The sequence below is a fragment of the Streptomyces stoeckheimensis genome (genome assembly GCF_045822005.1).
In the GTDB taxonomy this organism is placed as follows: domain Bacteria; phylum Actinomycetota; class Actinomycetes; order Streptomycetales; family Streptomycetaceae; genus Streptomyces; species Streptomyces stoeckheimensis.
Map to the genome: position 1 here is coordinate 5621321 of NZ_CP169550.1, position 22640 is coordinate 5643960.

Below are 22640 nucleotides of genomic sequence, written 5' to 3' on the forward strand. Positions count from 1 at the left end.
GGCGGACGCGGCCGGGTCGGCGCGGCGGGCAGGTCGGGCGGACCGGGCGGACCGGGCGGACGACGGCCCGGCGGCGACCGGCGCGGTGGGCGGGGTGGCGGACGGCGTGGCGGACGGCGTGGACGTGGTGGGCATGGGGCAAGGCTCGGGCCGGGGCCCGTCCGCGGTCCAACACCTGTTCGGGGGCCATTCACCGCTTCCTGTTGTTAGTCTCCGCAGGTGACGCCCCGAGACGTGGAACCCCGCCTGCTGCGCGCCTTCCTCGCCGTGGCCGAGGAGCTGCACTTCACCCGTGCCGCCGCCCGGCTCTACGTGGCCCAGCAGGCCCTCAGCCGGGACGTGCGCCGGCTCGAACAGACCCTGGGCGCGCCCCTGTTCGTCCGTACCACCCGCGCCGTGGAACTGACCCCGGACGGGGAGCGGCTGCTGCCCCTGGCCCGGGGCGTGCTGCGGGCCCACGAGGAGCTGGCCGGGGCGTTCGCGGGGCCCCGGCCGCTGCTCGTCGACCTCAACACCGACGGCCCCGGCACCGCCCGCACCGTCCTGGACCGGGCCCGCGAACTCGCCCCCGACTGCGAGCTGATGGCCCGCTTCGAGTCCGGGCTCACCCACGCCGCCGCCGAGATCGCCGCGGGCCGCCTCGACGTCTCCTTCGGGTACGCCGACGGCCTCGACCCGGCGCTGCGGTCCCGCCTGGCGCGGACGCCCGTACGGTACGAGCCCCTCGCCGTGCTGCTGCCCGAGGGGCACGCGCTGGCCGCGCTGGACGCCGTACCGCTGGACGCGCTGCGCGGCGAGACGGTCTACACCGGGGCCGGGAACCCGCGGACCCGGGAGTGGACCGGGCTGGCGCGCGAGCTGTTCGCCGGGCGGGGCATCAAGTCCGCGCCCCCCGCGCCGGTGGCGGTGGGCAAGGAGGAGTTCCGCCGGGTCATGGCCAAAACGGGCTGCCCAGTCCTCGCCACGGTGGGCTTCGTCGACATGCCCGGCTGCGTCAAGCGGCCGCTGACCGCCCCGGTACCGCTGTCGCCGCTGTCCATGGTGTGGCGGAAGGGGGCGAGCCATCCCGGGCTGGACGCGCTGCGCCGCGCCGCCGCGGAGCTCGGGGCGGGGCACGGCTGGCTGGAGGTGCCCCCGGACAGCTGGCTGCCCGCGCTCACACCCGACCCGGGCGGCGGGTGAGTGCAAGGTTTCCCGACGGTCATCCGGCGGGGACCGGGGCCGAAACGAGCCCTTCCTACGGTCGTCACCACGGACGAGACGCGACGAGCCCGAACAGGCCTGGCAGGCCTGTCAGGCCCGCCAGGCCGACGAGCGCGACGTGATCGCAGCAGCTGTGGAGGCGTGTGATGACCAGTACGACCGCACCGCGCAAGGGTGGCCGCTGGATCGAGCGGTGGGACCCCGAGGACGAGACCTTCTGGCGGGAAACGGGTGAGAAGACCGCCCGCCGGAACCTGATCTACTCCGTGCTCTCCGAGCACATCGGGTTCTCGATCTGGTCCCTGTGGTCGGTGATGGTGCTCTTCATGGGCCCGAAGTACGGGATCGACCCCGCCGGGAAGTTCTTCCTCATCGCCACCGCCACCTGCGTCGGCGCCCTGGTCCGCGTGCCCTACACCTTCGCCGTGGCCCGCTTCGGCGGCCGCAACTGGACGGTCGTCAGCGCCCTGCTGCTGCTCGCGCCGACGGTCGCCGCCTGGCTGGTGATGGAGCCCGGGACCTCGTACAACACCTTCCTGCTGGTGGCCGCGCTGACCGGCGTCGGCGGCGGCAACTTCGCCTCCTCGATGACGAACATCAACGCCTTCTTCCCGCTGCGCAAGAAGGGCTGGGCGCTCGGCCTCAACGCGGGCGGCGGCAACATCGGCGTCCCCGTCGTCCAGCTCGTCGCCCTGCTGGTCATCGGCACGGCCGGGGCCGGGCACCCCCGGATGCTGCTCGGCGCCTACATCCCGCTCATCGTGATCGCGGCGGCGCTCGCCGCCCTGCGCATGGACAACCTGGCGCCCGTGCGCAACGACACCGGAGCCGTACGGGACGCGGCCCGCGACGGCCACACCTGGATCATGGCGTTCCTGTACATCGGCACCTTCGGCTCCTTCATCGGCTACAGCTTCGCCTTCGGCCTGGTGCTCCAGACGCAGTTCGGCCGCACCCCGCTCCAGGCGGCCTCGCTCACCTTCATCGGACCGCTGCTCGGCTCGCTGATCCGGCCCGTCGGCGGGGCCCTCGCGGACCGCTTCGGCGGCGCACGGATCACCCTGGGCACCTTCGTGGCGATGGCCGCGGCGACCGGAGTGGTGATCCTGGCCTCCGTACGGGAATCCCTGCCGGTGTTCCTGGTCGGCTTCGTGGGGCTGTTCGTCCTCAGCGGACTCGGCAACGGCTCCACCTACAAGATGATCCCCGGCATCTTCCAGGCGAAGGCGCTGGCCCGCGGGATGAGCGGCGAGGACGCGGCCGCGTACGGGCGGCGGCTGTCCGGCGCCTCCATGGGACTCATCGGCGCGGTCGGCGCGCTCGGCGGACTCGGCATCAACCTGGTCTTCCGGGAGGCGTTCTTGAGCTCCGGCTCGGGCACGGCGGCCTTCGTGACCTTCCTCGGCTTCTACGCGGTGTGCTGCGCCGTCACCTGGGCGGTATACCTTCGCCGGCCCGCCCAGGTGATGATCCCCACGGCCGGTGCGGAGGCGAAGCCGCAGCTCACCTCGGTGTAACGGCGAGCACACGTCGGTTAACGGCACCGAAATACGCGTGAACCGAGCCTGATACGCCCCCAGGGCAGGCTCGGTTCACGCGAACGTCACGCATGCGGGTGACCGCGACACCGGACCCCGATATCGGACCCCGACACCGGACCCGACCACTGCGCGAGGCAGGTCACCATGCACGACCACGACACCCCCACCGGTCCGCCGGCCGGACCGCTCGCCGGATTCACCGTCGGGGTCACCGCCGCCCGGCGGGCCGACGAGCTCATCGCCCTGCTGCGCCGCCGCGGGGCCACCGTGCTGCACGCGCCCGCCCTGCGGATCGTGCCGCTCGCCGACGACGCCGAACTGCTGTCCGCCACGAAGGAGCTGATCGGCTGCGCGCCCGACGTGGTGGTGGCGACCACCGCCATCGGCTTCCGCGGCTGGATCGAGGCCGCCGACGGGTGGGGGCTCGGCGAGGAACTGCTCGGGCGGCTGCGGGAGACCGAACTGCTGGCGCGCGGACCCAAGGTGAAGGGGGCGATCCGGGCCGCCGGGCTCGTGGAGACCTGGTCCCCGCGCTCCGAGTCGCTCGCCGAGGTGCTGGACCGGCTGCTCACGGCCGGGGTGGCGGGCCGGCGCATCGCCCTCCAGCTGCACGGGGAGCCGCTGCCCGGGTTCATCGAGGCCCTGCGGGCGGGCGGGGCCGAGGTGGTCGGCGTACCCGTCTACCGGTGGATGCCGCCGGAGGACCTCGGGCCGCTGGACCGGCTGCTCGACGCGGTGGCCGCGGGCGGGGTGGACGCGGTGAGCTTCACCTCCGCACCGGCGGCGGCCTCCCTGCTGACGCGGGCCGCGGAGCGGGGCGTACGGGAACCCGTGCTCGCGGCGCTGACCGGCGGGTCGGTGCTGTCGGCGTGCGTGGGCCCGGTGACGGCCCTGCCCCTGCAGGCGGAAGGCGTGCCCACGGTGCAGCCCGAGCGCTTCCGGCTCGGACCCCTCGTGCAGCTCCTGTGCCAGGAACTCCCGGGCCGGGCCCGCGTGCTCCCGGTGGCCGGACACCGGCTGGAGCTGCGCGGCCACGCGGTCCTCCTCGACAGCGAGCTGCGGCCCGTACCGCCGGCCGGCATGGCCCTGCTCAGGGCCCTGTCCCGGCGCCCGGGCTGGGTCGTGGCCCGTTCCGAACTCCTGCGCACCCTGCCGGGCGCGGGCCGCGACGAGCACGCGGTGGAAACGGCGATGGCCCGCCTGCGCGTGGCCCTGGGCGCCCCCAACCTGATCCAGACCGTCGTCAAGCGCGGCTACCGGCTCTCCCTGGACGCGGCCGCCGAAACGAAGTACGGGGACGACTGAGGGGCGCCGGCCGGAGGGCACGGGCCTGGTCGGGGCCCGGACCCGTCGGTTAGCGTGCCGGGATGATCGTTGACGGTGTGGAGATGAGGGAGATCCGGGAGGCGGACGCCGCCGGGCTCGCCGAAGTGCTGGACCGGAACCGGGCGTACATGGCCCCCTACGAGCCCGTGCGGGACGAGGGGTTCTACACCGCGGCCGGGCAGCTGGAGCGGATCGAGGCGCTGCTCGCGGACCGGGACGGCGGACGGGTGCGGCCGTACGTGCTGATCGGCGGCGGGGTGCCGATCGGGGCCATCACCCTGAACACCATCGTCCTCGGGGCGCTGCGCAGCGCCGCCATCGGCTACTGGGTGGACCAGGCCTGGGCCGGCAGGGGGGTGGCCACCGCCGCGCTGGAGGAGCTCTGCCGGATCGCCCGCGACGAGGTGGGGCTGCACCGGGTCGAGGCGGGCACCAGGGTCGAGAACCTGGCCTCGCAGCGGGTGCTGGCGAAGGCGGGCTTCGAGCAGTACGGGCTCGCGCCCCGCTACCTGCACGTCGGCGGGGACTGGCAGGACCACCGCCTCTTCCAGCTGCTGCTGAACGACGAGCCGCCCGCCCTGTAAGCGCACGCCCGGCTGCGCGCCCTCTAGCCGCCGGCCCCGGAGACGGGCACTCTGGGGGCACGCCCCGAGAGGGAGGCGGTGACGGGCATGTGGTTCGACTCCGGGCGGGTCTGCCTGGACCTGGTGGCTACTTTTGCGCCTCTCGCGAAGACCGAGGGCATCCGTGACGGCGACGGGCTGTGCCTGTGGCTCACCGGAGCCGGGCTGGTGCCCGACCGGACGCCGCTGACCCGGGTCGGGGACGACTGGGTGCACGCCTTCCGGGTGCTGCGCGCCGACGTCGAGAGCCTCGTACGGGCCGAGCTGGCCGGCGCCGCGCCGCCCGGGCCCGCGCTGGCCCGGGTCAACGCGGCGGCCGCCGGTCCACCCCCGGGACTGTGTGCAGTGCAGGACCAAGAAGGTCACCTCGTACGGGAGTTGTGCGGCGGCGTCGAATGCGCCGGCCTGCTCGCCGCCGTGGCCCGGGACGCCGTCGAACTGCTCACCGACCCAGGCGAACGGGAACTGCTGCGGGCCTGCGAGGGCGACGGCTGCGCCCGCGTCTACCTCGACACCTCGCGCGGCCACCGCCGCCGCTGGTGCTCCAGCGAGCTCTGCGGCAACCGCGAGCGCGTGGCCCGGCACCGGCGGCGCGTCCTCGAATCCCGCCCCGGCTGATCCCGCCCGAGGAACCCGCCGGGCGTGATCTTCGTCCTGATCCGCGAGCCGTCCCGGAAGGGGCGTGCGCACACGGGCCCCTTCGCGTACGGTTGACGGCTGCCCATGCACGTCAGAAAGGGGCCTTGGTGGCCGCGCAGAATGCCGCTGTCGACAGCACGGCGGATTCCGTCCGCGATCGGGAGATCGCGGTCGAGCAGACGCATCTCGATCACGTGTACCGACGCCTTGAGGAGAAGATCCACGAGGCGGAGTTCCTGATGAACGACGCCGCCAAGCGTGGCCAGGTCGGCACGCCCGGCGCCCTCGCGGAACGGGACGCGCAGGTGTTCCGCGCCGGGATCCACCTCAACCGTCTCAACAACGAGTTCGAGGACTTCCTGTTCGGCCGCATCGACCTGGTCCTCGGCAAGGACGGGGAGCGGGGCCCCGACGGCGCCTTCACCTCCGTCGAGCCCGCCGACGACGCGATCCGCACCGACCTCACGGCCGACATCGCCGAGACGCTCCACATCGGCCGCATCGGGGTCCTCGACTCCGACTACGCGCCGCTCGTCATCGACTGGCGCGCCCCCGCGGCCGCGCCGTTCTACCGCTCCACCCCCAAGGAGCCCGGCCGCGTCGTGCGCCGCCGGGTCATCCGCTCCAAGGGGCGCAAGGTGCTCGGCGTCGAGGACGACCTGATGCGGCCCGAGGTCACCGCCTTCCTGGACGGGGACGAGCTGCCGGTCATCGGCGACGGCGCCCTGATGGCCGCCCTCGGCCGGGCCCGCACCCACTCGATGCGCGACATCGTCTCCTCCATCCAGGCCGAGCAGGACCTCGTCATCCGGGCGCCCGCCGCCTCGGTCGCCGAGGTCGCCGGCGGACCCGGCACCGGCAAGACCGCCGTCGCCCTGCACCGCGCCGCCTACCTGCTCTACCAGGACCGGCGGCGCTACTCCGGCGGCATCCTGATCGTCTCCCCGACCCCGCTCCTGGTCGCCTACACCGAGGGCGTCCTGCCCTCCCTCGGCGAGGAGGGCCAGGTCGCCATCCGGGCGCTCGGCTCGCTCGTCGACGGGGCCGAGGCGACCACGTACGACGACCCGTCCACCGCACGCATCAAGGGCTCGTCCCGGATGCTGAAGGTGCTGCGCAAGGCCGTGCGCGGAGCCCTGGAGTTCGGCGGTCCCGGCGGGGCCCCCGCTCCCGACCGGCTGCGCGTGGTGGCCTTCGGGCGCCGCCAGGAGCTGGAGGCCCCCGACCTCGACCGGATCCGGCAGAACGTCCTGTCCGGCACCGCCCCGGTCAACCTGCTGCGCCCGCGCGCCCGCAAGCTCCTGCTGGACGCGCTGTACTCGAAGTCCGGCGGGGCCGGCCGGCACAGCGACCCGGAGCTCGCCGCCGAGCTGCGCTCCGCCTTCGACGAGGACATCTCGACGGAGGACGCGTTCATCGACTTCCTGAACGCCTGGTGGCCCGAGCTGACCCCGCGCGGGGTCCTGGCCTCCATGGCGGACGAGCGGCGCCTGGCGCGCTGGTCGCGCCGGGACCTGAACCCGCGCGAGACCCGGCAGGTGGCACGCTCCCTGCGCCGGGTGGGCCCGGACGGCAAGGGCGCCCTGTCGGTGCACGACGTGGCGCTGCTGGACGAGCTCCAGCAGCTGCTGGGCGCGCCCGCGCGGCCCAAGCGGAAGCGCGAGCTGAACCCGCTGGACCAGCTGAGCGGGCTGGAGGAGCTGATGCCCACCCGCGAGGAGACCCAGTGGGAGCGGGCCGAGCGGCTCGCGGCGGAGCGCACCGAGTACGCGCACGTCATCGTCGACGAGGCGCAGGACCTGACGCCGATGCAGTGGCGGATGGTCGGCCGGCGCGGCCGGGGCGGCACGTGGACCGTGGTCGGCGACCCGGCGCAGTCCTCGTGGACCGATCCCGAGGAGGCGGCCGCCGCGCGCGACGAGGCGCTGGGCACGCGGCCGCGGCGCAAGTTCACCCTCACGGTGAACTACCGCAACCCGGCCGAGGTCGCGGAGGTCGCCTCGCGGGTGCTGAAGCTGGCGGCGCCGGGCACGGAGCCGCCGACGGCCGTGCGCTCCACGGGCCTGCAGCCGCGCTTCACGGCGGTGGCGCCCGAGGGGGACCTGCGCTCCACCGTCGTGGAGGAGACCCGGCGGCTGCTGGAGCAGGTGGACGGCACGGTCGGCGTGGTCGTGGCCATGGACCGGCGCGCGGAGGCCGCGGGCTGGCTCGCGGACCTGGGGGAGCGGGCGGTCGCCCTGGGCAGCCTGGAGGCGAAGGGCCTGGAGTACGACGCCACGGTGGTCGTCTCCCCGGCGGAGATCGCGGACGAGTCCCCGGCGGGCCTGCGGGTGCTCTACGTGGCCCTCACCCGTGCGACCCAGCAGCTGACGGTCATCTCCACCGGCCGGGACGCCCCGGACGCCGAGGGGGTCGCGGCGCTGCTGCAGCCGTAGGCCCGGCACAGGGCATAGGGCCGGTTGGTCGGCGGCCAACGGCGTGGTCCCGCAACCGGTCGCCGGTGGGGGGATCACTTCGCGCGAACCTTTGTTAGCCTGGGTTACGGCACCGACTCGATCCAAGCCCCCGGGCCCAACCTTAGTCGCCTAGAGCGACCACTTGCCGCGAGGCGAGCATGGCGGGTCGGTGTCATAGACGTAGGAAGCACCAGGTCCGCGCCCTTCACTCAGTGGAGGGCGCGGACCTTTTTTGTATGGGCCACCCATTCCCCGGGCGCCACTTATCTCGTATGGTGGAAGAGTTCTTCCGAAATTTGTAGCTGGTTACCTTGTACCGGCTGGTAGGTGGGACGATCGGACAACAGGTCCTGCCGCACCTGCCACGTTTCGGCCGGAGCAGAGCTGGGCCCTGTGTAAAAAAGAACCAGGGACAGAAGAGGAACACGGCCATGGCAACGGCGCCCAGCGTCTCGTACTCGATGACGGTCCGCCTGGAAGTGCCCGCGAGCGGAACCGCGGTCTCCCAGCTCACCACCGCCGTGGAGTCCTCCGGTGGCTCGGTCACCGGCCTCGACGTGACCGCATCCGGTCACGAGAAGCTCCGCATCGACGTGACCATCGCGGCGACGTCCACCGCGCACGCCGACGAGATCGTCGAGAAGCTCCGCGGGATCGAGGGCGTCAGCCTCGGCAAGGTCTCCGACCGCACCTTCCTGATGCACCTCGGCGGCAAGATCGAGATGCAGTCGAAGCACCCCATCCGCAACCGGGACGACCTCTCGATGATCTACACCCCGGGCGTGGCCCGCGTGTGCATGGCGATCGCCGAGAACCCCGAGGACGCCCGCCGCCTGACCATCAAGCGCAACTCCGTCGCAGTCGTGACGGACGGCAGCGCCGTGCTGGGCCTCGGCAACATCGGCCCGATGGCCGCGCTGCCCGTCATGGAGGGCAAGGCGGCCCTCTTCAAGCGCTTCGCCGGCATCGACGCCTGGCCGATCTGCCTCGACACCCAGGATTCCGACGAGATCGTCGCCATCGTCAAGGCGATCGCCCCGGGCTTCGCGGGCATCAACCTGGAGGACATCTCCGCGCCGCGCTGCTTCGAGATCGAAGCCCGGCTGCGCGAGGCCCTCGACATCCCCGTCTTCCACGACGACCAGCACGGCACCGCCATCGTGGTCCTCGCCGCCCTCACCAACGCACTGCGCGTGGTGGGCAAGGCCGTTGGCGACGTCAAGGTGGTCATGTCGGGCGCCGGCGCCGCCGGTACCGCCATCCTCAAGCTGCTCCTCGCCGCGGGCGTCAAGAACGCCGTCAGCGCCGACATCCACGGCGTCGTGCACGCGGACCGCCCCGACCTCGTCGACGCGGCCGCGGACTCGCCGCTGCGCTGGATCGCCGACAACACCAACCCCGAGGGCTACACGGGCACCCTGAAGGAGGCCGTGGTCGGCGCCGACGTGTTCATCGGCGTCTCGGCCCCCAACGTCCTGTCCGGCGAGGACGTGGCCGCCATGGCGGAAGGCGCGATCGTGTTCGCGCTCGCGAACCCGGACCCCGAGGTGGACCCGGCGATCGCCCGCCAGACCGCCGCCGTCGTGGCCACCGGCCGTTCCGATTTCCCGAACCAGATCAACAACGTGCTGGTCTTCCCGGGCGTCTTCCGCGGCCTGCTGGACGCCCAGTCCCGGACCGTGAACACCGACATGATGCTGGCCGCCGCGAGCGCCCTGGCCGACGTGGTCGGCGAGGACGAGCTGAACGCGAACTACATCATCCCGTCGGTCTTCAACGACAAGGTCGCCGGCGCGGTCGCCGGAGCCGTCCGCAAGGCCGCCTCCGCGGCCGTGACGGCGCCCACCTCCGTCTGATCCCCGGCGCGTCGCGGGATGCGGGCCCCCCGGGCCGCCCATAGGGTTGCGGGGATGCCCGCGTGGCCCGCGGTCCGCGTCTGACGGACGTCATCCGGAGACCCTCCGGACGGCTTCCGGTGCGGACGGAGCGTCACCGCGGCGTGACTGTGGCGCTTTTCGTGTGACCCCGGCGGGTGCCGGATTGGCTTTCCCGCCGGTGGTGGGGGCAGGATGCGTAACCGGGCGAGAGGGTCTGACGTCAGACCCGGGTCCGGGGACTGTCCTAGGGCCCTGGCAGCATCGGCTTCGATCTCACGCCTCTAAGGCACGTTGAACACGGGAGTACAACATGAACCGCAGTGAGCTGGTGGCCGCTCTGTCCGAGCGCGCCGAGGTGACCCGCAAGGACGCCGACGCCGTTCTGGCCGCGCTCGCCGAGACCGTTGGCGAGATTGTCGCCAAGGGCGACGAGAAGGTCACCATCCCCGGCTTCCTGACCTTCGAGCGCACCCACCGTGCCGCTCGCACCGCGCGCAACCCGCAGACCGGCGACCCCATCCAGATCCCGGCCGGCTACAGCGTGAAGGTCTCCGCGGGCTCCAAGCTCAAGGAAGCCGCCAAGGGCAAGTAGTCCGCCCTTGTGCCGAGGGCCGCACAGGCCCCCGGGACGGCAGGAGTACGTAAGTACTTCGACAAGCACAGAGGCGGCCACCCGGCACCGGGTGGCCGCCTCTCGGCGCTCCCGGGGCCGCGAGTGGCCCCCGGGAGCCAGAACGCCCCCACAGGCCCTGTACGGGGCCTGTGGGGGCGTTCTGGGTCGGTCTGTGCGGATCTCCGGCGTGCCGGCGGACCGGAACGCCGGTCAGACGAGGTCGCCGCCCGGGAGCTCGACCTTGGCGCCCAGTTCCACGAGCTTCTCCATGAAGTTCTCGTAGCCCCGGTTGATCAGGTCGATGCCGTGCACCCGCGAGGTCCCCTCGGCGGCGAGCGCCGCGATCAGGTACGAGAACCCGCCGCGCAGGTCGGGGATGACCAGGTCGGCGCCCTGGAGCTTGGTGGGGCCCGAGACGACGGCCGAGTGCAGGAAGTTGCGCTGGCCGAAGCGGCAGGCGCTGCCGCCCAGGCACTCCCGGTAGAGCTGGATGTGCGCACCCATCTGGTTGAGCGCGGAGGTGAAGCCCAGGCGGGACTCGTAGACCGTCTCGTGGACGATCGAGAGGCCGGTGGCCTGGGTCAGCGCCACGACCAGCGGCTGCTGCCAGTCGGTCTGGAAGCCCGGGTGGACGTCGGTCTCCAGTGCGATGGCCTTGAGCGGGCCGCCCGGGTGCCAGAAGCGGATGCCGTCGTCGTCGATCTCGAACGCCCCGCCGACCCGGCGGAAGGTGTTCAGGAAGGTCATCATCGAACGCTGCTGCGCGCCGCGCACGTAGATGTTGCCGCCGGTGGCCAGCGCCGCGGACGCCCAGGAGGCGGCCTCGAGCCGGTCCGGGAGCGCCTTGTGGTTGTAGCCGCCGAGGCGGTCGACACCGGTGATCCGGATGGTCCGGTCGGTGTCCATGGAGATGATCGCGCCCATCTTCTGCAGGACGCAGATGAGGTCTTCGATCTCCGGTTCGACGGCGGCGTTGCTGAGCTCGGTGACGCCCTCGGCCAGGACGGCCGTCAGCAGCACCTGCTCGGTCGAGCCGACCGACGGGTAGGGCAGACGGATCTTGCAGCCGCGGAGGCGCTGGGGGGCCTCCAGGTACTGGCCGCCCTCGCGCTTCTCGATGGTCGCGCCGAACTGGCGGAGCACCTCGAAGTGGAAGTCGATCGGCCGGCCGCCGATGTCGCAGCCGCCGAGGCCGGGGATGAAGGCGTGGCCGAGGCGGTGCAGCAGCGGACCGCAGAACAGGATCGGGATGCGCGAGGAGCCCGCGTGGGCGTCGATGTCGGCGACGTTCGCGCTCTCGACGTGCGAGGGGTCGAGCACCAGCTCGCCCGGTTCGTCACCGGGGCGGACGGTCACCCCGTGCAGCTGGAGCAGCCCGCGCACGACCCGGACGTCCCGGATGTCCGGAACGTTGCGCAGCCGACTGGGCTCACTGCCCAGCAGGGCCGCGACCATCGCCTTGGGTACGAGGTTCTTCGCGCCGCGGACACGGATCTCGCCCTCGAGCGGAGTTCCGCCGTGGACAAGCAGTACATCGTCACTGATGCCGGTCATGAATCTCGCGTTCCGGAGAGGGGTGGGCAGGGGGCCAGTGAAAAGGGTAAGGGGCATGACCCCCCTGTTCGTAAGGCTGACGGGGCCGTAGGACTGTCATGAATTCGGCACAACACCCTGGGTGCCCGCCAGGTGGCGGAGCGTCTCCTTCCGGCTGGGGTCCGGCCGGGGAGCCGTGCGCGCCCCGTACTGCCGCGGTGCGCCCTGAGCTGCGTACGGTCCGGATGCGCCGCCCACTCCCCCTCACGGGCGAATGTGCGAGATCATGGCGCCATGACCGAGGTGTCCTCCCTCACAGGGCGGCTGCTCGTGGCCACCCCCGCCCTCGCGGACCCGAATTTCGACCGCGCGGTGGTGCTGCTGCTCGACCACGACGAGCAGGGCTCGCTCGGCGTTGTCCTCAACCGGCCCACCCCGGTGGGCGTCGGTGACGTCCTGCTGCCGTGGGCTCCGCTGGCCAAGGATCCCGGAGTGGTCTTCCAGGGCGGCCCGGTGGCGCTGGACTCCGCGCTGGGGCTGGCGGTCATCCCGGGCGAGGAGGGGCCGCTCGGCTGGCGCCGGGTGCACGGGGCGATCGGTCTGGTGGACCTGGAGGCCCCGCCCGAACTCCTCGCGGCGGCCCTGGGGGGCCTGCGCATCTTCGCCGGGTACTCCGGCTGGGGACCGGGGCAGCTGGAGGAGGAACTGGGTGTGGGCGCCTGGTACGTCGTCGACTCCGAGCCGGGCGACGTCTCCTTCCCGGATCCGCAGCGGCTGTGGCGCGCCGTGCTGCGGCGCCAGCGCAGCGAGCTGGCCATGGTGGCCACGTACGCGGACGACCCGTCGCTGAACTGAGCCCGGGGCCGGGCCGGCCGGTGCGGATCCCTCGCGCGCGAGGGACTCGGTACCCTGGCAGTCATGAGCACTCTTGAGCCCGATCGCGGGACTGGTACGGGGACCCTCGTAGAGCCGACGCCGCAGGTGTCCCACGGCGACGGCGACCACGAGCGCTTCGCCCACTACGTCCAGAAGGACAAGATCATGGAGAGCGCGCTCGGGGGCACCCCCGTCGTCGCGCTCTGCGGCAAGGTCTGGGTGCCGGGCCGGGACCCGAAGAAGTACCCGGTCTGCCCCATGTGCAAGGAGATCTACGAGTCCATGGGCCCCGGCGGGGACAAGGACAAGGGCGGCAAGGACGGGAAGTAGTCCTTCGTCCCGCTTCAGGAGGGCCCCCGGTGCGCGGTTTTGCGTACCGGGGGCCTTTTCCGTGCCCTCGGGGCGGGCTAGGGTCGGCCGCGACGAGCACGGTGCGGAACGGGCGTTGCGCACTGTGCAACAGGCTGGCTGCTGTGAAGGGCTGACGCATGGACCTGATCCCCGTACCCCAGGTCGCGGTTCCGGACGGGGACGGCCGCCGCCTCGTCCTGGGGCCCGGGCCGGTGCTGGACACCGGACCGGGCACCGAGGGTGTCGCCCGGTGGCTGCGCAGGGAGCTGGGGTCCGCCACCGGCTGGAGCCTGCCGCCGGCCGCGGCCGGCGCGCGCGCCGACGTACGGCTGCGGATCGACCCCGACCGTGCCGGTGAACTGGGGCCGGAGTCGTACGGGATCACCGTCGGCGCCGACGGCGTGGAGCTGACCGGCGCGAGCCCGGCCGGACTGTTCTGGGGCGCCCAGACGCTGCGTCAGCTGCTGGGTCCCGACGCCTACCGGAAGGCCCCGCTGCCCGGCCGGACCTGGAGCCTGCCGTACGTCGACATCGCCGACGGCCCCCGTTTCGGCTGGCGCGGGCTGATGCTCGACGTGGCCCGGCACTTCCTGCCCAAGGACGCGGTGCTGCGGTACGTCGACCTGCTCGCCGCCCACAAGCTCAACGTGCTGCACCTGCACCTGACGGACGACCAGGGCTGGCGGGTCGAGATCAAGCGCTACCCGCGGCTCACCGAGGTCGGCGCGTGGCGGTCCCGCAGCCGGTGGGGCCACCGGGCCTCCCCGCTGTGGAACGAGACCCCGCACGGCGGCTTCTACACCCAGGACGACCTGCGCGAGATCGTCGCGTACGCGGCGGAGCGGCACGTGCGGGTGGTGCCGGAGATCGACGTGCCGGGGCACTCGCAGGCCGCGATCGCCGCGTACCCGGAGCTGGGGAACACCGACGTGGTGGACACGGCGGCGCTGGAGGTGTGGGACGACTGGGGCATCAACGAGAACGTGCTCGCTCCCACCGAGGCGGTCCTGCGGTTCTACGAGGGGGTCTTCGAAGAGCTGCTGGAGGTGTTCCCGGCGGAGGTCTCGCCCTTCGTGCACGTGGGCGGGGACGAGTGCCCCAAGGCGCAGTGGAAGGCCTCCGGGGTCGCGCAGGCGCGGATCGCGGAGCTGGGGGTCGGCGGCGAGGACGGTCTGCAGTCCTGGTTCATCCGGCACTTCGACGGCTGGCTCGCGGAGCGCGGCCGCCGGCTCATCGGCTGGGACGAGATCCTGGAGGGCGGACTGGCCCCCGGAGCGGCCGTGTCCTCCTGGCGCGGCTACGCGGGCGGCATCGCCGCCGCCGAGGCCGGCCACGACGTGGTGATGTGCCCCGAGCAGCAGGTGTACCTGGATCACCGTCAGACGGACGGCGAGGACGAGCCGATGCCCATCGGGTACGTCAGGACATTGGAGGACGTGTACCGGTTCGAGCCGGTACCGCCGAAGTTGTCCGAAGAGGCCGCCGCCCACGTGCTGGGCGCGCAGGCCAACGTGTGGACCGAGGTGATGGAGGACCAGAGCCGCGTCGACTACCAGGTGTTCCCGCGCCTTGCGGCCTTCGCCGAGGTGGTGTGGTCCCGGCTGCCGCTGCCCGAGGAGCGCGACCACGCGGACTTCGAGGCGCGGATGACGGCGCACTACCGCCGCCTGGACGCCCTCGGGGTCGACTACCGGCCGCCCGGTGGCCCGTTGCCGTGGCAGCGCAGGCCCGGGGTGCTCGGCCGCCCGATCGAGGGAGCGCCCCCGAACGTGTGACGAGCCCCCTGCGGGGTGAGCGCGAGCTCCCCGTGCGGAGGGGATCGAGCGGCGGCGCCGGGTCGGGAACGGGGCGCCGCCGGCGCGGGATCGAAGCCGGATCGAGGCCGGAGCGAGACCGGGTCACGGCCCGATCGCGGCCGGATCACGGCGGGATCGCGCGGGAGGCGCGGGGCCCGTGCGGGGGGCCGTGCGTGGGCTCTTGCGGGGGTGGTGCGCCGGTGGTGCGCGGGCGGTGGACCCTCGCGTCCGGTGCTCCGGAAGATGTGCCAGAGTTGCCACGTCCCGGCGGTGAGCACGTACCGTACGGCGGACAGGCGTGAGCGCCGGGACCGGGACATCGGGAAGGGGCAGCTGGGTTGACCACGCACGCACCGCACGCACCGCAGGCACGGGACTCGTCCCAGGGGCCCCGCAGCGACCCGCGGGCGGGGAACGCGGCGCAGTCCGTGACGCTGCCGGCCTCGCTCGACGAGGCCGTGGCGGCGCTCGCGGCCATGCCCGCCGCCGTCCCCGTGGCGGGCGGCACCGACCTCATGGCCGCCGTCAACGCGGGACTCCTGCGCCCCGCCGCCCTCGTGGGCCTCGGCCGGATCAACGAGATCCGCGGCTGGCAGTACCAGGACGGCCACGCGCTCCTCGGCGCCGGGCTCACGCACGCGCGCATGGGCCGACCGGACTTCGCCGCCCTCATCCCGGCCCTGGCCGCCGCCGCGCGCGCCGCGGGCCCGCCGCAGATCCGCAACGCCGGCACGCTCGGCGGCAACATCGCCACGGCCGCGCCGACGGGTGACGCGCTCCCCGTGCTGGCCGCGCTGGAGGCCGTGCTCGTCATCGTGGGGCCCGGCGGATCGCGGCGCGAGATCCCGGTCTCGCACCTGCTCGCCGGCCGGGAGATGCTCCGCCCCGGAGAGCTGATCGGCTTCGTGCGCGTGCCGTTGCTGCACGCGCCGCAGGTGTTCCTCAAGGCCACGGGCCGTACGGGGCCGGGGCGCGCGACGGCGTCCGTGGGGCTCGTACTGGACCCCGCGCGCCGGGGTGTGCGCTGCGCGATCGGCGCGGTCGCCCCGATGCCGCTGCGGCCGCTGGAAGCCGAGCAGTGGGTTGCTTCGTTGATCGACTGGGACGGGGACCGCAGTCTGGCCCCCGAGGCGCTCGAAGCCTTCGGCGATTACGTCGCGGCGGCCTGCGTGCCCGACCAGGGGGAGCCGGTGGCTCCCGCAGTACTGCATTTGCGGCGGACGGTGGCCGTGCTGGCACGGAGGGCCCTGGGGAGGGCACTGAGCTCATGAGTGAGAACGAGAACACGGGTACCGCGGGTCCGGCGGGGTCCACGGGACCCAACTGGGGCTGGGAGCCGGTGCCGCACGGCGGCGAGTACGACTCCGACGCGACGGCCTTCGTGAAACTGCCGCAGGACATGCTGGACGCGCTCGGCACCGGGGAGCCCCTCGCGGCCCCCGGGCACGGCTACGTGCCGCCCCCGATGATCGTGCCGCTCGGTACGGGGAGTACGGATCCTGCGGCCACGGGCACGTGGACGATCCCGGTGCAGTGGCCGGAGGCGGGCGCGGCGGCCCCGGCGGACACCGGTGCGGGGGCTTCGGGGGCCGCGGCGCGCGCGCCGATCCCGGCGTCGGTGCCCATTCCGGCTTCGGTGGCCGCGGCGTTCGCGGAACCGGCGGCGGAGCCGGTGGCCGAGCCCGTCGCGGAGTCCTTCGGGGAGTCCTTCGCTGAGCCTTTCGCCGAGTCCTTCGCCGAGCCCTTCGCGGGGGACCGGGCGGCCGCGCACGAGTCGGGGACGACCGCCGAGTGGCGGTTCCCCGAGGCGGCGGCGAGCGACGTGTGGACCCCGGGAGGCGCCGGCGACACGGGCAGCTTCGGGCAGCTCGCGGCCGCGGCCGACTGGAGCCAGGCCCCCGCGACGCTGCCCGGCGGGGCCGCGGCCCCGTGGGCGACCCATCCGGACTTCGAGGGTGCGCGCGGGTACGTGGCGCAGCAGCCCGGTTCCGACGGTGCGGGCTCCGACGGGCAGGGTTTCGCCGTGCCGGGTGCCGACCCGCTGGGCTCCGGGGTGTTCCCCGGGGTGTCCGCACCGGCCGTCGGATCCTTCGGCTCGACCCCGGGACGCGGACCGCGCGTGCTGGGCGGCCCGGGAGTCGGCACCCCGCTGGACGGGGAGCCGGGCTACCCGGCCCCGCACGACATCGAGGCCGCCCACGGGCCGGCGCAGGTCCCGGACTCGGGGGAGCGGCAGCATCCGGGGAACGAGGGCGAAGCCCGGGATGGCGTCGAAGCCCGGGATGGCGTCGAAGCCCGGGATGGCGTCGAAGCCCGGGTGGAGGCCGAAGCCCGGGGCGCGGGCGAAGCCCGCGGTGAGAGTGAACCCTGGGGTGAGGCCGAAGCCCGCGGTGAGGCCGCAGCCGAGGCCGCCGACGACCGCGGATCGGCCGAAGCCGGGGATCAGGGCGCGCACGAGGACCGGGGCGGGTCCGGAGCCGGGGCCGTGGAGGCGGAGCAGGGTGACGGCGGAGCCGTGCCGGCCGCCGGCGGAGCCGGGGCCGCGCCCGCGCCGGGTGCGGACGACGCCGACCTCGCTGTCGAGACGGCTCCGGCGGGGACGGCCGAAGGGGTTCCGGGCGAGGGGGCGACGTACGAGGAAGAGGTCGCCGACGGAGCGGACGCCGCGGCCGTCGCCCACCACGAGCACCCGTCGGCCTCCTACGTCCTGCGCGTCAACGGGGCCGACCGCCCCGTCACCGGTGCGTGGATCGGCGAGTCCCTCCTCTACGTGCTGCGCGAGCGCCTCGGCCTCGCCGGCGCCAAGGACGGCTGCTCGCAGGGCGAATGCGGTGCCTGCGCCGTGCAGGTCGACGGCCGGCTCGTCGCCTCCTGCCTGGTCCCGGCCGCCACCGCGGCGGGCAGCGAGGTCCGCACCGTGGAAGGTCTCGCGACCGACGGGGAACTGTCGGACGTACAAGAGGCGTTGTGCAGGTCGGGTGCGGTGCAGTGCGGGTTCTGCGTGCCCGGCATGGCCATGACCATCCACGATCTGCTGGAAGGCAACCACGCCCCCAGCGAGCTGGAGACCCGCCAGGCGCTGTGCGGCAACCTCTGCCGCTGCTCCGGGTACTCCGGCGTCATCGAGGCGGTGCGCGAGGTCGTGGCCGAGCGCGGTTCGGCGGCGGAAGCGGCCGCCGCGGCCTCGGCCGAGGCCCGGATCCCGCACCAGGCCCTGCCGGGCGAGGGCGGCGTCCACGGGATGCAGGGCAATCAGGGGAACCAGGGGAACCACGGGATGCAGGGCGACCAGGGCAGCCAGGGCAACCACGAGGGGGGCACGGCGTGAGCGCCCACGACGCGGCGACGGTCCCGGTGACGGTCTCGGCACCGGTCTCCGAGGGCACGGAGCCGTCGGAGTCGGCGGTCCCGCGCGGCATCGGCGCGTCCGTCCCGGCCACCGACACCCGGGCCAAGACCGAGGGCACCTTCCCCTACGCCGCCGACCTGTGGGCCGAAGGCCTCCTCTGGGCCGCCGTCCTGCGCTCCCCGCACGCCCACGCCCGCATCCTGTCCATCGACACCTCCGCCGCCACCGAAATGCCCGGCGTGCGGGCCGTCGTCACGCACGCCGACGTCCCCGGCGCCACCACGCACGGCCGCCGCATCGCCGACCGGCCCGTCTTCGCGCACGACGTGGTCCGCCACCACGGCGAGCCCATCGCCGCCGTCGCCGCCGACCACCCGGACACCGCACGCCTCGCGGCCGCCGCGATCGCCGTCGAGTACGAGCTCCTCGACCCGGTCACCGACCCCGAACAGGCCTTCGGCGCCCCCGACCTGCACCCCGACGGCAACCTGATCCGCCACATCCCGCTGCGCTACGGCGACCCCGAAGCCACCGGCGACGTCGTCGTCGAGGGCCTCTACCGCATCGGCCGCCAGGACCCCGCCCCCATCGGCGCCGAGGCCGGGCTGGCCGTGCCGCGCCCCGACGGAGGCGTGGAGATCTACACCGCCTCCACCGACCCGCACACCGACCGCGACCTGGCCGCCGCCTGCTTCGGGCTGGAACCGGACCGCGTACGGGTCGTGGTCACCGGGGTCCCGGGCGCGACGGCCGACCGCGAGGACGCCGCGTTCCAGCTCCCGCTCGGCCTGCTCGCCCTGCGCACCGGCTGCCCGGTGAAGCTGGCCGCCACCCGCGAGGAGTCCTTCCTCGGCCACCCCCACCGCCACCCGACGCTGCTGCGCTACCGCCACCACGCGGACGCGGACGGCCGGCTGGTCAAGGTCGAGGCCCAGATCCTGATGGACGCGGGCGCGTACGCCGACGCTTCTTCGGAGTCCCTGGCCGCGGCGGTGGCCTTCGCCGGCGGCCCGTACGTGGTCCCGCACGCCTTCGTGGAAGGCTGGGCGGTCCGTACGAACAACCCCCCGTCGGGCCATGTGCGCGGCGAGGGGGCGATGCAGGTCTGCGCGGCCTACGAGGGCCAGATGGACAAGCTGGCGGCCGCCCTCGGCATCGACGGCGCCGAGCTTCGCCTGCGCAACGTCCTGGCCACCGGCGACCTGCTCCCGACGGGCCAGACGGTCACCTGCCCCGCCCCCGTGGCGGAACTCCTGCGCGCGGTCCGCGACCACGAGCTGCCCGCCCTCCCGAAGGACACCCCGGAGGAGGACTGGCTGCTTCCGGGCGGCCTGGAGGGCGCGGGGGAGCCGGGCGCGGTACGGCGCGGAGTCGGGTACGGGGTCGGCATGGTCCACATGCTCGGCGCCGAGGGCACCGACGAGGTGTCCACGGCCACGGTGAAGATCGTCGGCGGCGCGGCGACGGTCATCTGTGCCGCCGTCGACACCGGCCAGGGCTTCTCCACGCTCGCCCGCCAGATCGTCCAGGAGACCCTGGGCGTCGACGAGGTCGTCACCGCCCCCGTCGACACCGACCAGCCGCCGGCGGGCCCCTCCGCCCACGGCCGCCACACCTGGGTCTCGGGCGGCGCGGTGGAACGCGCCGCGAAGATGGTCCGTACGCAGCTCCTCCAGCCGATGGCACACAAACTCGGCATGTCCACCGAACTCCTCCAGATCGCGGATGGCCGGATCACGTCGTACGACGGCGCCTTCTCCACGACGGTCGCGGAGGCGATGGAGGGCAAGGAACTCTGGGCCACGGCCCAGTGCCGCCCGCACCCCACGGAGCCGCTGGACGGCGACGGCCAGGGCGACGCCTTCGTGGGCCTCGCCTTCTGCGCGATCCGCGCGGTGGTCGACGTGGACATCGAGCTCGGCTCGGTGCGCGTCGTCGAACTCGCCGTCGCCCAGGACGTGGGCCGCATCCTCAACCCCCGCCAGCTGGAAGCCCGTATCGAAGCGGGCGTCATCCAGGGCGTGGGCGCGGCCCTGACGGAAAACCTCCGTACGGCCGCGGGCCTGATCCGCCACCCCGACCTCACGGGCTACGCCCTGCCCACCTCCCTGGACGCCCCGACGGTCCGCATCGTCAAACTCGTCGAAGAACGCGACGTGGTGGCCCCCTTCGGGGCGAAGCCGGCGAGCGCGGTCCCGGTGGTCACGGCCCCGGCGGCAGTGGCCTCGGCGGTCCGCGCGGCCACGGGCCGCCCGGTCAACAGGCTCCCGATCCGGCCATCTGCGGCGGTGTCGGCGCCCAACTCGTAACCTTGTGACCCTGATTGCACCTGCAACCCGGAACTTGGGCCTGTCGGCCTCTGTCGATAGAGTGTTTGTGGACACTGGCGACATGCGTGTGCGAATGCCGCGCGAAGCGGGTGCGAACGGGGACGACGGGGAGTCGGGGAGGCCATCGTGGCAGTGGACTATGGGCCGGGCGTGTTCGGGCTGGATTACGGCGTGGGCGTGGCCTCGCCGGCGGCTCTGGGCGCGCTCCAGGTCGAATACGAATCGCTGACCGACTACAAGAAGCGGGTCGACGGCCTGCTGGAGAAGCTGGACGGCTCCCCGGCGAGCGACAAGAAACTGGCCGACGGCACCCTCCCGGAAAACTCCCTCGGCGAGGGCTTCGCGGAGGCCAAGCGGCTGTTCACGGCCTACTCGACTGTGCACACGCAGTTGCTTGCGCTGTCTAAGGGGCTGGCGGACCAGATCGAGGGGCTCAGCATCGCGATCCAGACGAGCGGCCGTGGTTTCGAGGGCGTCGACGAGGAAACGAAGCGGCGGATGCTGGCGATCAGCAAGCAGGCCGACGCGAACTACGTCCCGGAACGTGACCCGTTGGCGCCTCCGCCCCCGCACAGTTCGGCTTCGCAGGGTGGTTCGTCGGCCGGAACTCAGGGAGAGGGCTTCTGATGGCGACGAACTTCGAGAGCCACACGCACCAGCAGCTGCTGGCCATGCTCGCCTCGGCGAACGCGGAGACCCTCAAGGCGCGCGGCGCCCAGCTGACGGACGCCGCGGCGACCATCAAGGAGATCGGCGAAAGCCTCAAGGACCACCGGGTGACCGGCTGGGAAGGCGAATCGGCGACGGCCTTCCAGGACTGGGTCAGCCGCACGGGCAACGCGACGCTGCGCCTGAGCGAGTACAGCGCCGAGGGCGGCAAGCAGCTGACGCAGGCCGGCCAGGTCGTCATCGAGGTCAAGGCCAACATGCCGACCTACGACGCAGCGGCAGCCGCCAACCTCGAAGCGTCCCGCGAGTACCGCAACGACCCCGACGCACAGCAGATCGGCCAGCAGGCCCACTCGAAGCTGAGCGGCGACCGGCAGCTGGCGATCCAGCAGATGACGAAGCTGGCGCAGGGGTATGAGGCTTCGGCTACTGGGATGGAGATGGCGGAGGTTCCGACGTTTCCCCGGCTGCCAGAACCTTTCGTCCCACCGCATGTCGACGGTACCGAGACGATGGCGCGGCCTGGTGGTTCCTCTGGTGCAGGGGAGTCCTCATACGCGCCAGTGACGCCAGGTCCCAGCGGCTCATCGTCGGGCTTTGGCCCACCTTCCGGGGCGCCAGCAGGGCAGGGCGGTACATCGACGGGTGAGACGACCCCGACACCGGGCCCCGTTCCGGTACCCCCGGACCGCAGCATCGGTACTGGTCTCGACACTGTCGGACCGACGCCGAGTACGACCCTTCCCCCGGCCCCGGGAGTACCCGGAGGCCCGAATCCTGTCGGACCCGGCGGTGGCGGTCCGGGTGTCACCCCTGGCGGGTTCGTCCCGCCCTTGACGCTTCCGCCGGGAGTCGGCGTACCGAAGCCGATCGGCGGTGTCGGCCCCGGCGGGACCATTCCCGGGCCCGGCGGGGTTGGCGGGAAGGGCGGTGGACTGGGCGGTGTTGCCGGGCTGCCCCCGCGCGACAGCGGGATTACGGGTGGCCGACCGGTCACGCCCGGCGGGCCGGGCGCGAGCATCCCACGCGGCACGGTCATCGGTGCGGAGGGCGCCCAGGCGGGCGGTCGCAGCATGGGCATGGGCGGTGGCATGGGTATGGGTGGTGGCGGAGCGCACGGCGGTCTTGGTAATCCCATGGCAGGACGCCGTCTCGCCACTGAACCGGGTGGCGCCTTCGGTGGAGGGCAGCCGGGTGCGGGTGGTCGCTCCATCACTGGCGGTCAGCCGTTTACGCAGGGCGGCTCCGGACTGGTTCGCGGCGGTTCGGGCGCTGGTCCGGTAGGCGGGCCCATGGGTCACGGCGGTGCTGGTGCGCATGCGCCGGGCCGACGGGGAGATGGTCGGCAGGGCGAGCGCCCTGACTACCTGGCTGAGGACGAAGAGACGTGGCAGGGCGATGCTCGTGTCGTCCCGCCGGTGATCGACTGAGTGGAGCGGACGTTGCACGGGATGCGTA

General features: G+C 73.3%; 17 protein-coding genes. 16 read left to right on the forward strand and 1 reads right to left on the reverse strand.

The genetic code is table 11. The features are described 5' to 3' along the window. Positions 1-219: 219 nt before the first annotated feature. The 8 genes from ACE1OC_RS25465 to ACE1OC_RS25500 all read left to right on the forward strand — a co-directional run bounded on the left by ACE1OC_RS25465 (position 220) and on the right by ACE1OC_RS25500 (position 10257). Complete coding sequence (locus ACE1OC_RS25465) at positions 220-1182, forward strand: LysR family transcriptional regulator (RefSeq protein ID WP_407838964.1); 963 nt, start codon at positions 220-222, stop codon at positions 1180-1182. A 167-nt stretch (positions 1183-1349) separates the two neighbouring features. Then, positions 1350-2720, forward strand: coding sequence for a nitrate/nitrite transporter (locus ACE1OC_RS25470; RefSeq protein WP_407838965.1), 1371 nt, complete (start codon positions 1350-1352; stop codon positions 2718-2720). A gap of 168 nt (positions 2721-2888) precedes the next feature. Beyond that, on the forward strand, positions 2889-4049 hold the full coding sequence (locus tag ACE1OC_RS25475; protein ID WP_407838966.1) for a uroporphyrinogen-III synthase: 1161 nt from the start codon (positions 2889-2891) through the stop codon (positions 4047-4049). A gap of 62 nt (positions 4050-4111) precedes the next feature. After that, a complete protein-coding gene (locus ACE1OC_RS25480) occupies positions 4112-4654 on the forward strand; it encodes a GNAT family N-acetyltransferase (RefSeq protein ID WP_407838967.1) in 543 nt (180 codons plus the stop codon). 87 nt (positions 4655-4741) lie between these two features. Further along, on the forward strand, positions 4742-5311 hold the full coding sequence (locus tag ACE1OC_RS25485; protein ID WP_274553171.1) for a CGNR zinc finger domain-containing protein: 570 nt from the start codon (positions 4742-4744) through the stop codon (positions 5309-5311). A gap of 128 nt (positions 5312-5439) precedes the next feature. Next, the gene (locus tag ACE1OC_RS25490; RefSeq protein WP_407838968.1) at positions 5440-7767 is read left to right on the forward strand and encodes a HelD family protein; all 2328 of its coding nucleotides are present in this window, start codon (positions 5440-5442) and stop codon (positions 7765-7767) included. 452 nt (positions 7768-8219) lie between these two features. Then, positions 8220-9644 carry an NAD-dependent malic enzyme gene (locus ACE1OC_RS25495; protein WP_385376797.1) on the forward strand — a complete coding sequence of 475 codons (1425 nt, stop codon included), beginning with the start codon at positions 8220-8222 and terminating at the stop codon, positions 9642-9644. A gap of 331 nt (positions 9645-9975) precedes the next feature. Then, positions 9976-10257 carry an HU family DNA-binding protein gene (locus tag ACE1OC_RS25500; protein WP_007264399.1) on the forward strand — a complete coding sequence of 94 codons (282 nt, stop codon included), beginning with the start codon at positions 9976-9978 and terminating at the stop codon, positions 10255-10257. Positions 10258-10488: 231 nt separating this feature from the next. On the opposite strand, the gene murA is transcribed toward ACE1OC_RS25500, so the two are convergent. Further along, positions 10489-11832 (reverse strand): UDP-N-acetylglucosamine 1-carboxyvinyltransferase, encoded by a 1344-nt coding sequence (gene murA / locus ACE1OC_RS25505; protein WP_250741087.1) that lies wholly within the window; start codon positions 11830-11832, stop codon positions 10489-10491. A 273-nt stretch (positions 11833-12105) separates the two neighbouring features. Here murA and ACE1OC_RS25510 point away from each other — a divergent pair, with 273 nt between their 5' ends. The 8 genes from ACE1OC_RS25510 (at position 12106) to ACE1OC_RS25545 (ending at position 22612) form a co-directional block, all read left to right on the forward strand. Next, complete coding sequence (locus ACE1OC_RS25510) at positions 12106-12666, forward strand: YqgE/AlgH family protein (RefSeq protein WP_250741088.1); 561 nt, start codon at positions 12106-12108, stop codon at positions 12664-12666. A 63-nt stretch (positions 12667-12729) separates the two neighbouring features. Next, complete coding sequence (locus tag ACE1OC_RS25515) at positions 12730-13017, forward strand: DUF3039 domain-containing protein (protein WP_243337322.1); 288 nt, start codon at positions 12730-12732, stop codon at positions 13015-13017. 158 nt (positions 13018-13175) lie between these two features. Further along, positions 13176-14813, forward strand: coding sequence for a beta-N-acetylhexosaminidase (locus ACE1OC_RS25520; RefSeq protein WP_407838969.1), 1638 nt, complete (start codon positions 13176-13178; stop codon positions 14811-14813). A 359-nt stretch (positions 14814-15172) separates the two neighbouring features. Further along, entirely contained in the window at positions 15173-16105 is a 933-nt protein-coding gene (locus tag ACE1OC_RS25525) for an FAD binding domain-containing protein (RefSeq protein WP_407838970.1), read from the forward strand. Then, positions 16102-18162 carry a (2Fe-2S)-binding protein gene (locus ACE1OC_RS25530; RefSeq protein ID WP_407838971.1) on the forward strand — a complete coding sequence of 687 codons (2061 nt, stop codon included), beginning with the start codon at positions 16102-16104 and terminating at the stop codon, positions 18160-18162. Before ACE1OC_RS25525 ends, ACE1OC_RS25530 begins: the two co-directional genes overlap by 4 nt. A gap of 26 nt (positions 18163-18188) precedes the next feature. Further along, entirely contained in the window at positions 18189-20492 is a 2304-nt protein-coding gene (locus ACE1OC_RS25535) for a xanthine dehydrogenase family protein molybdopterin-binding subunit (RefSeq protein WP_407841679.1), read from the forward strand. 147 nt (positions 20493-20639) lie between these two features. Continuing rightward, the gene (locus ACE1OC_RS25540) at positions 20640-21140 is read left to right on the forward strand and encodes a hypothetical protein (RefSeq protein WP_407838972.1); all 501 of its coding nucleotides are present in this window, start codon (positions 20640-20642) and stop codon (positions 21138-21140) included. After that, positions 21140-22612 (forward strand): WXG100 family type VII secretion target, encoded by a 1473-nt coding sequence (locus ACE1OC_RS25545; RefSeq protein ID WP_407838973.1) that lies wholly within the window; start codon positions 21140-21142, stop codon positions 22610-22612. Before ACE1OC_RS25540 ends, ACE1OC_RS25545 begins: the two co-directional genes overlap by 1 nt. The last annotated feature ends 28 nt before the right edge of the window (positions 22613-22640 follow it).

What these genes read in the sequence shown, in the direction of transcription:
- ACE1OC_RS25475 (WP_407838966.1), top strand. Translation starts at nt 2,889, where the DNA reads ATGCACGACCACGACACCCCCACCGGTCCGCCGGCCGGACCGCTCGCC.
- ACE1OC_RS25520 (WP_407838969.1), top strand. Translation starts at nt 13,176, where the DNA reads ATGGACCTGATCCCCGTACCCCAGGTCGCGGTTCCGGACGGGGACGGC.
- ACE1OC_RS25530 (WP_407838971.1), top strand. Translation starts at nt 16,102, where the DNA reads ATGAGTGAGAACGAGAACACGGGTACCGCGGGTCCGGCGGGGTCCACG.
- murA (WP_250741087.1), bottom strand. Translation starts at nt 11,832, where the DNA reads ATGACCGGCATCAGTGACGATGTACTGCTTGTCCACGGCGGAACTCCG.
- ACE1OC_RS25545 (WP_407838973.1), top strand. Translation starts at nt 21,140, where the DNA reads ATGGCGACGAACTTCGAGAGCCACACGCACCAGCAGCTGCTGGCCATG.
- ACE1OC_RS25515 (WP_243337322.1), top strand. Translation starts at nt 12,730, where the DNA reads ATGAGCACTCTTGAGCCCGATCGCGGGACTGGTACGGGGACCCTCGTA.
- ACE1OC_RS25485 (WP_274553171.1), top strand. Translation starts at nt 4,742, where the DNA reads ATGTGGTTCGACTCCGGGCGGGTCTGCCTGGACCTGGTGGCTACTTTT.
- ACE1OC_RS25500 (WP_007264399.1), top strand. Translation starts at nt 9,976, where the DNA reads ATGAACCGCAGTGAGCTGGTGGCCGCTCTGTCCGAGCGCGCCGAGGTG.
- ACE1OC_RS25510 (WP_250741088.1), top strand. Translation starts at nt 12,106, where the DNA reads ATGACCGAGGTGTCCTCCCTCACAGGGCGGCTGCTCGTGGCCACCCCC.
- ACE1OC_RS25495 (WP_385376797.1), top strand. Translation starts at nt 8,220, where the DNA reads ATGGCAACGGCGCCCAGCGTCTCGTACTCGATGACGGTCCGCCTGGAA.
- ACE1OC_RS25480 (WP_407838967.1), top strand. Translation starts at nt 4,112, where the DNA reads ATGATCGTTGACGGTGTGGAGATGAGGGAGATCCGGGAGGCGGACGCC.
- ACE1OC_RS25470 (WP_407838965.1), top strand. Translation starts at nt 1,350, where the DNA reads ATGACCAGTACGACCGCACCGCGCAAGGGTGGCCGCTGGATCGAGCGG.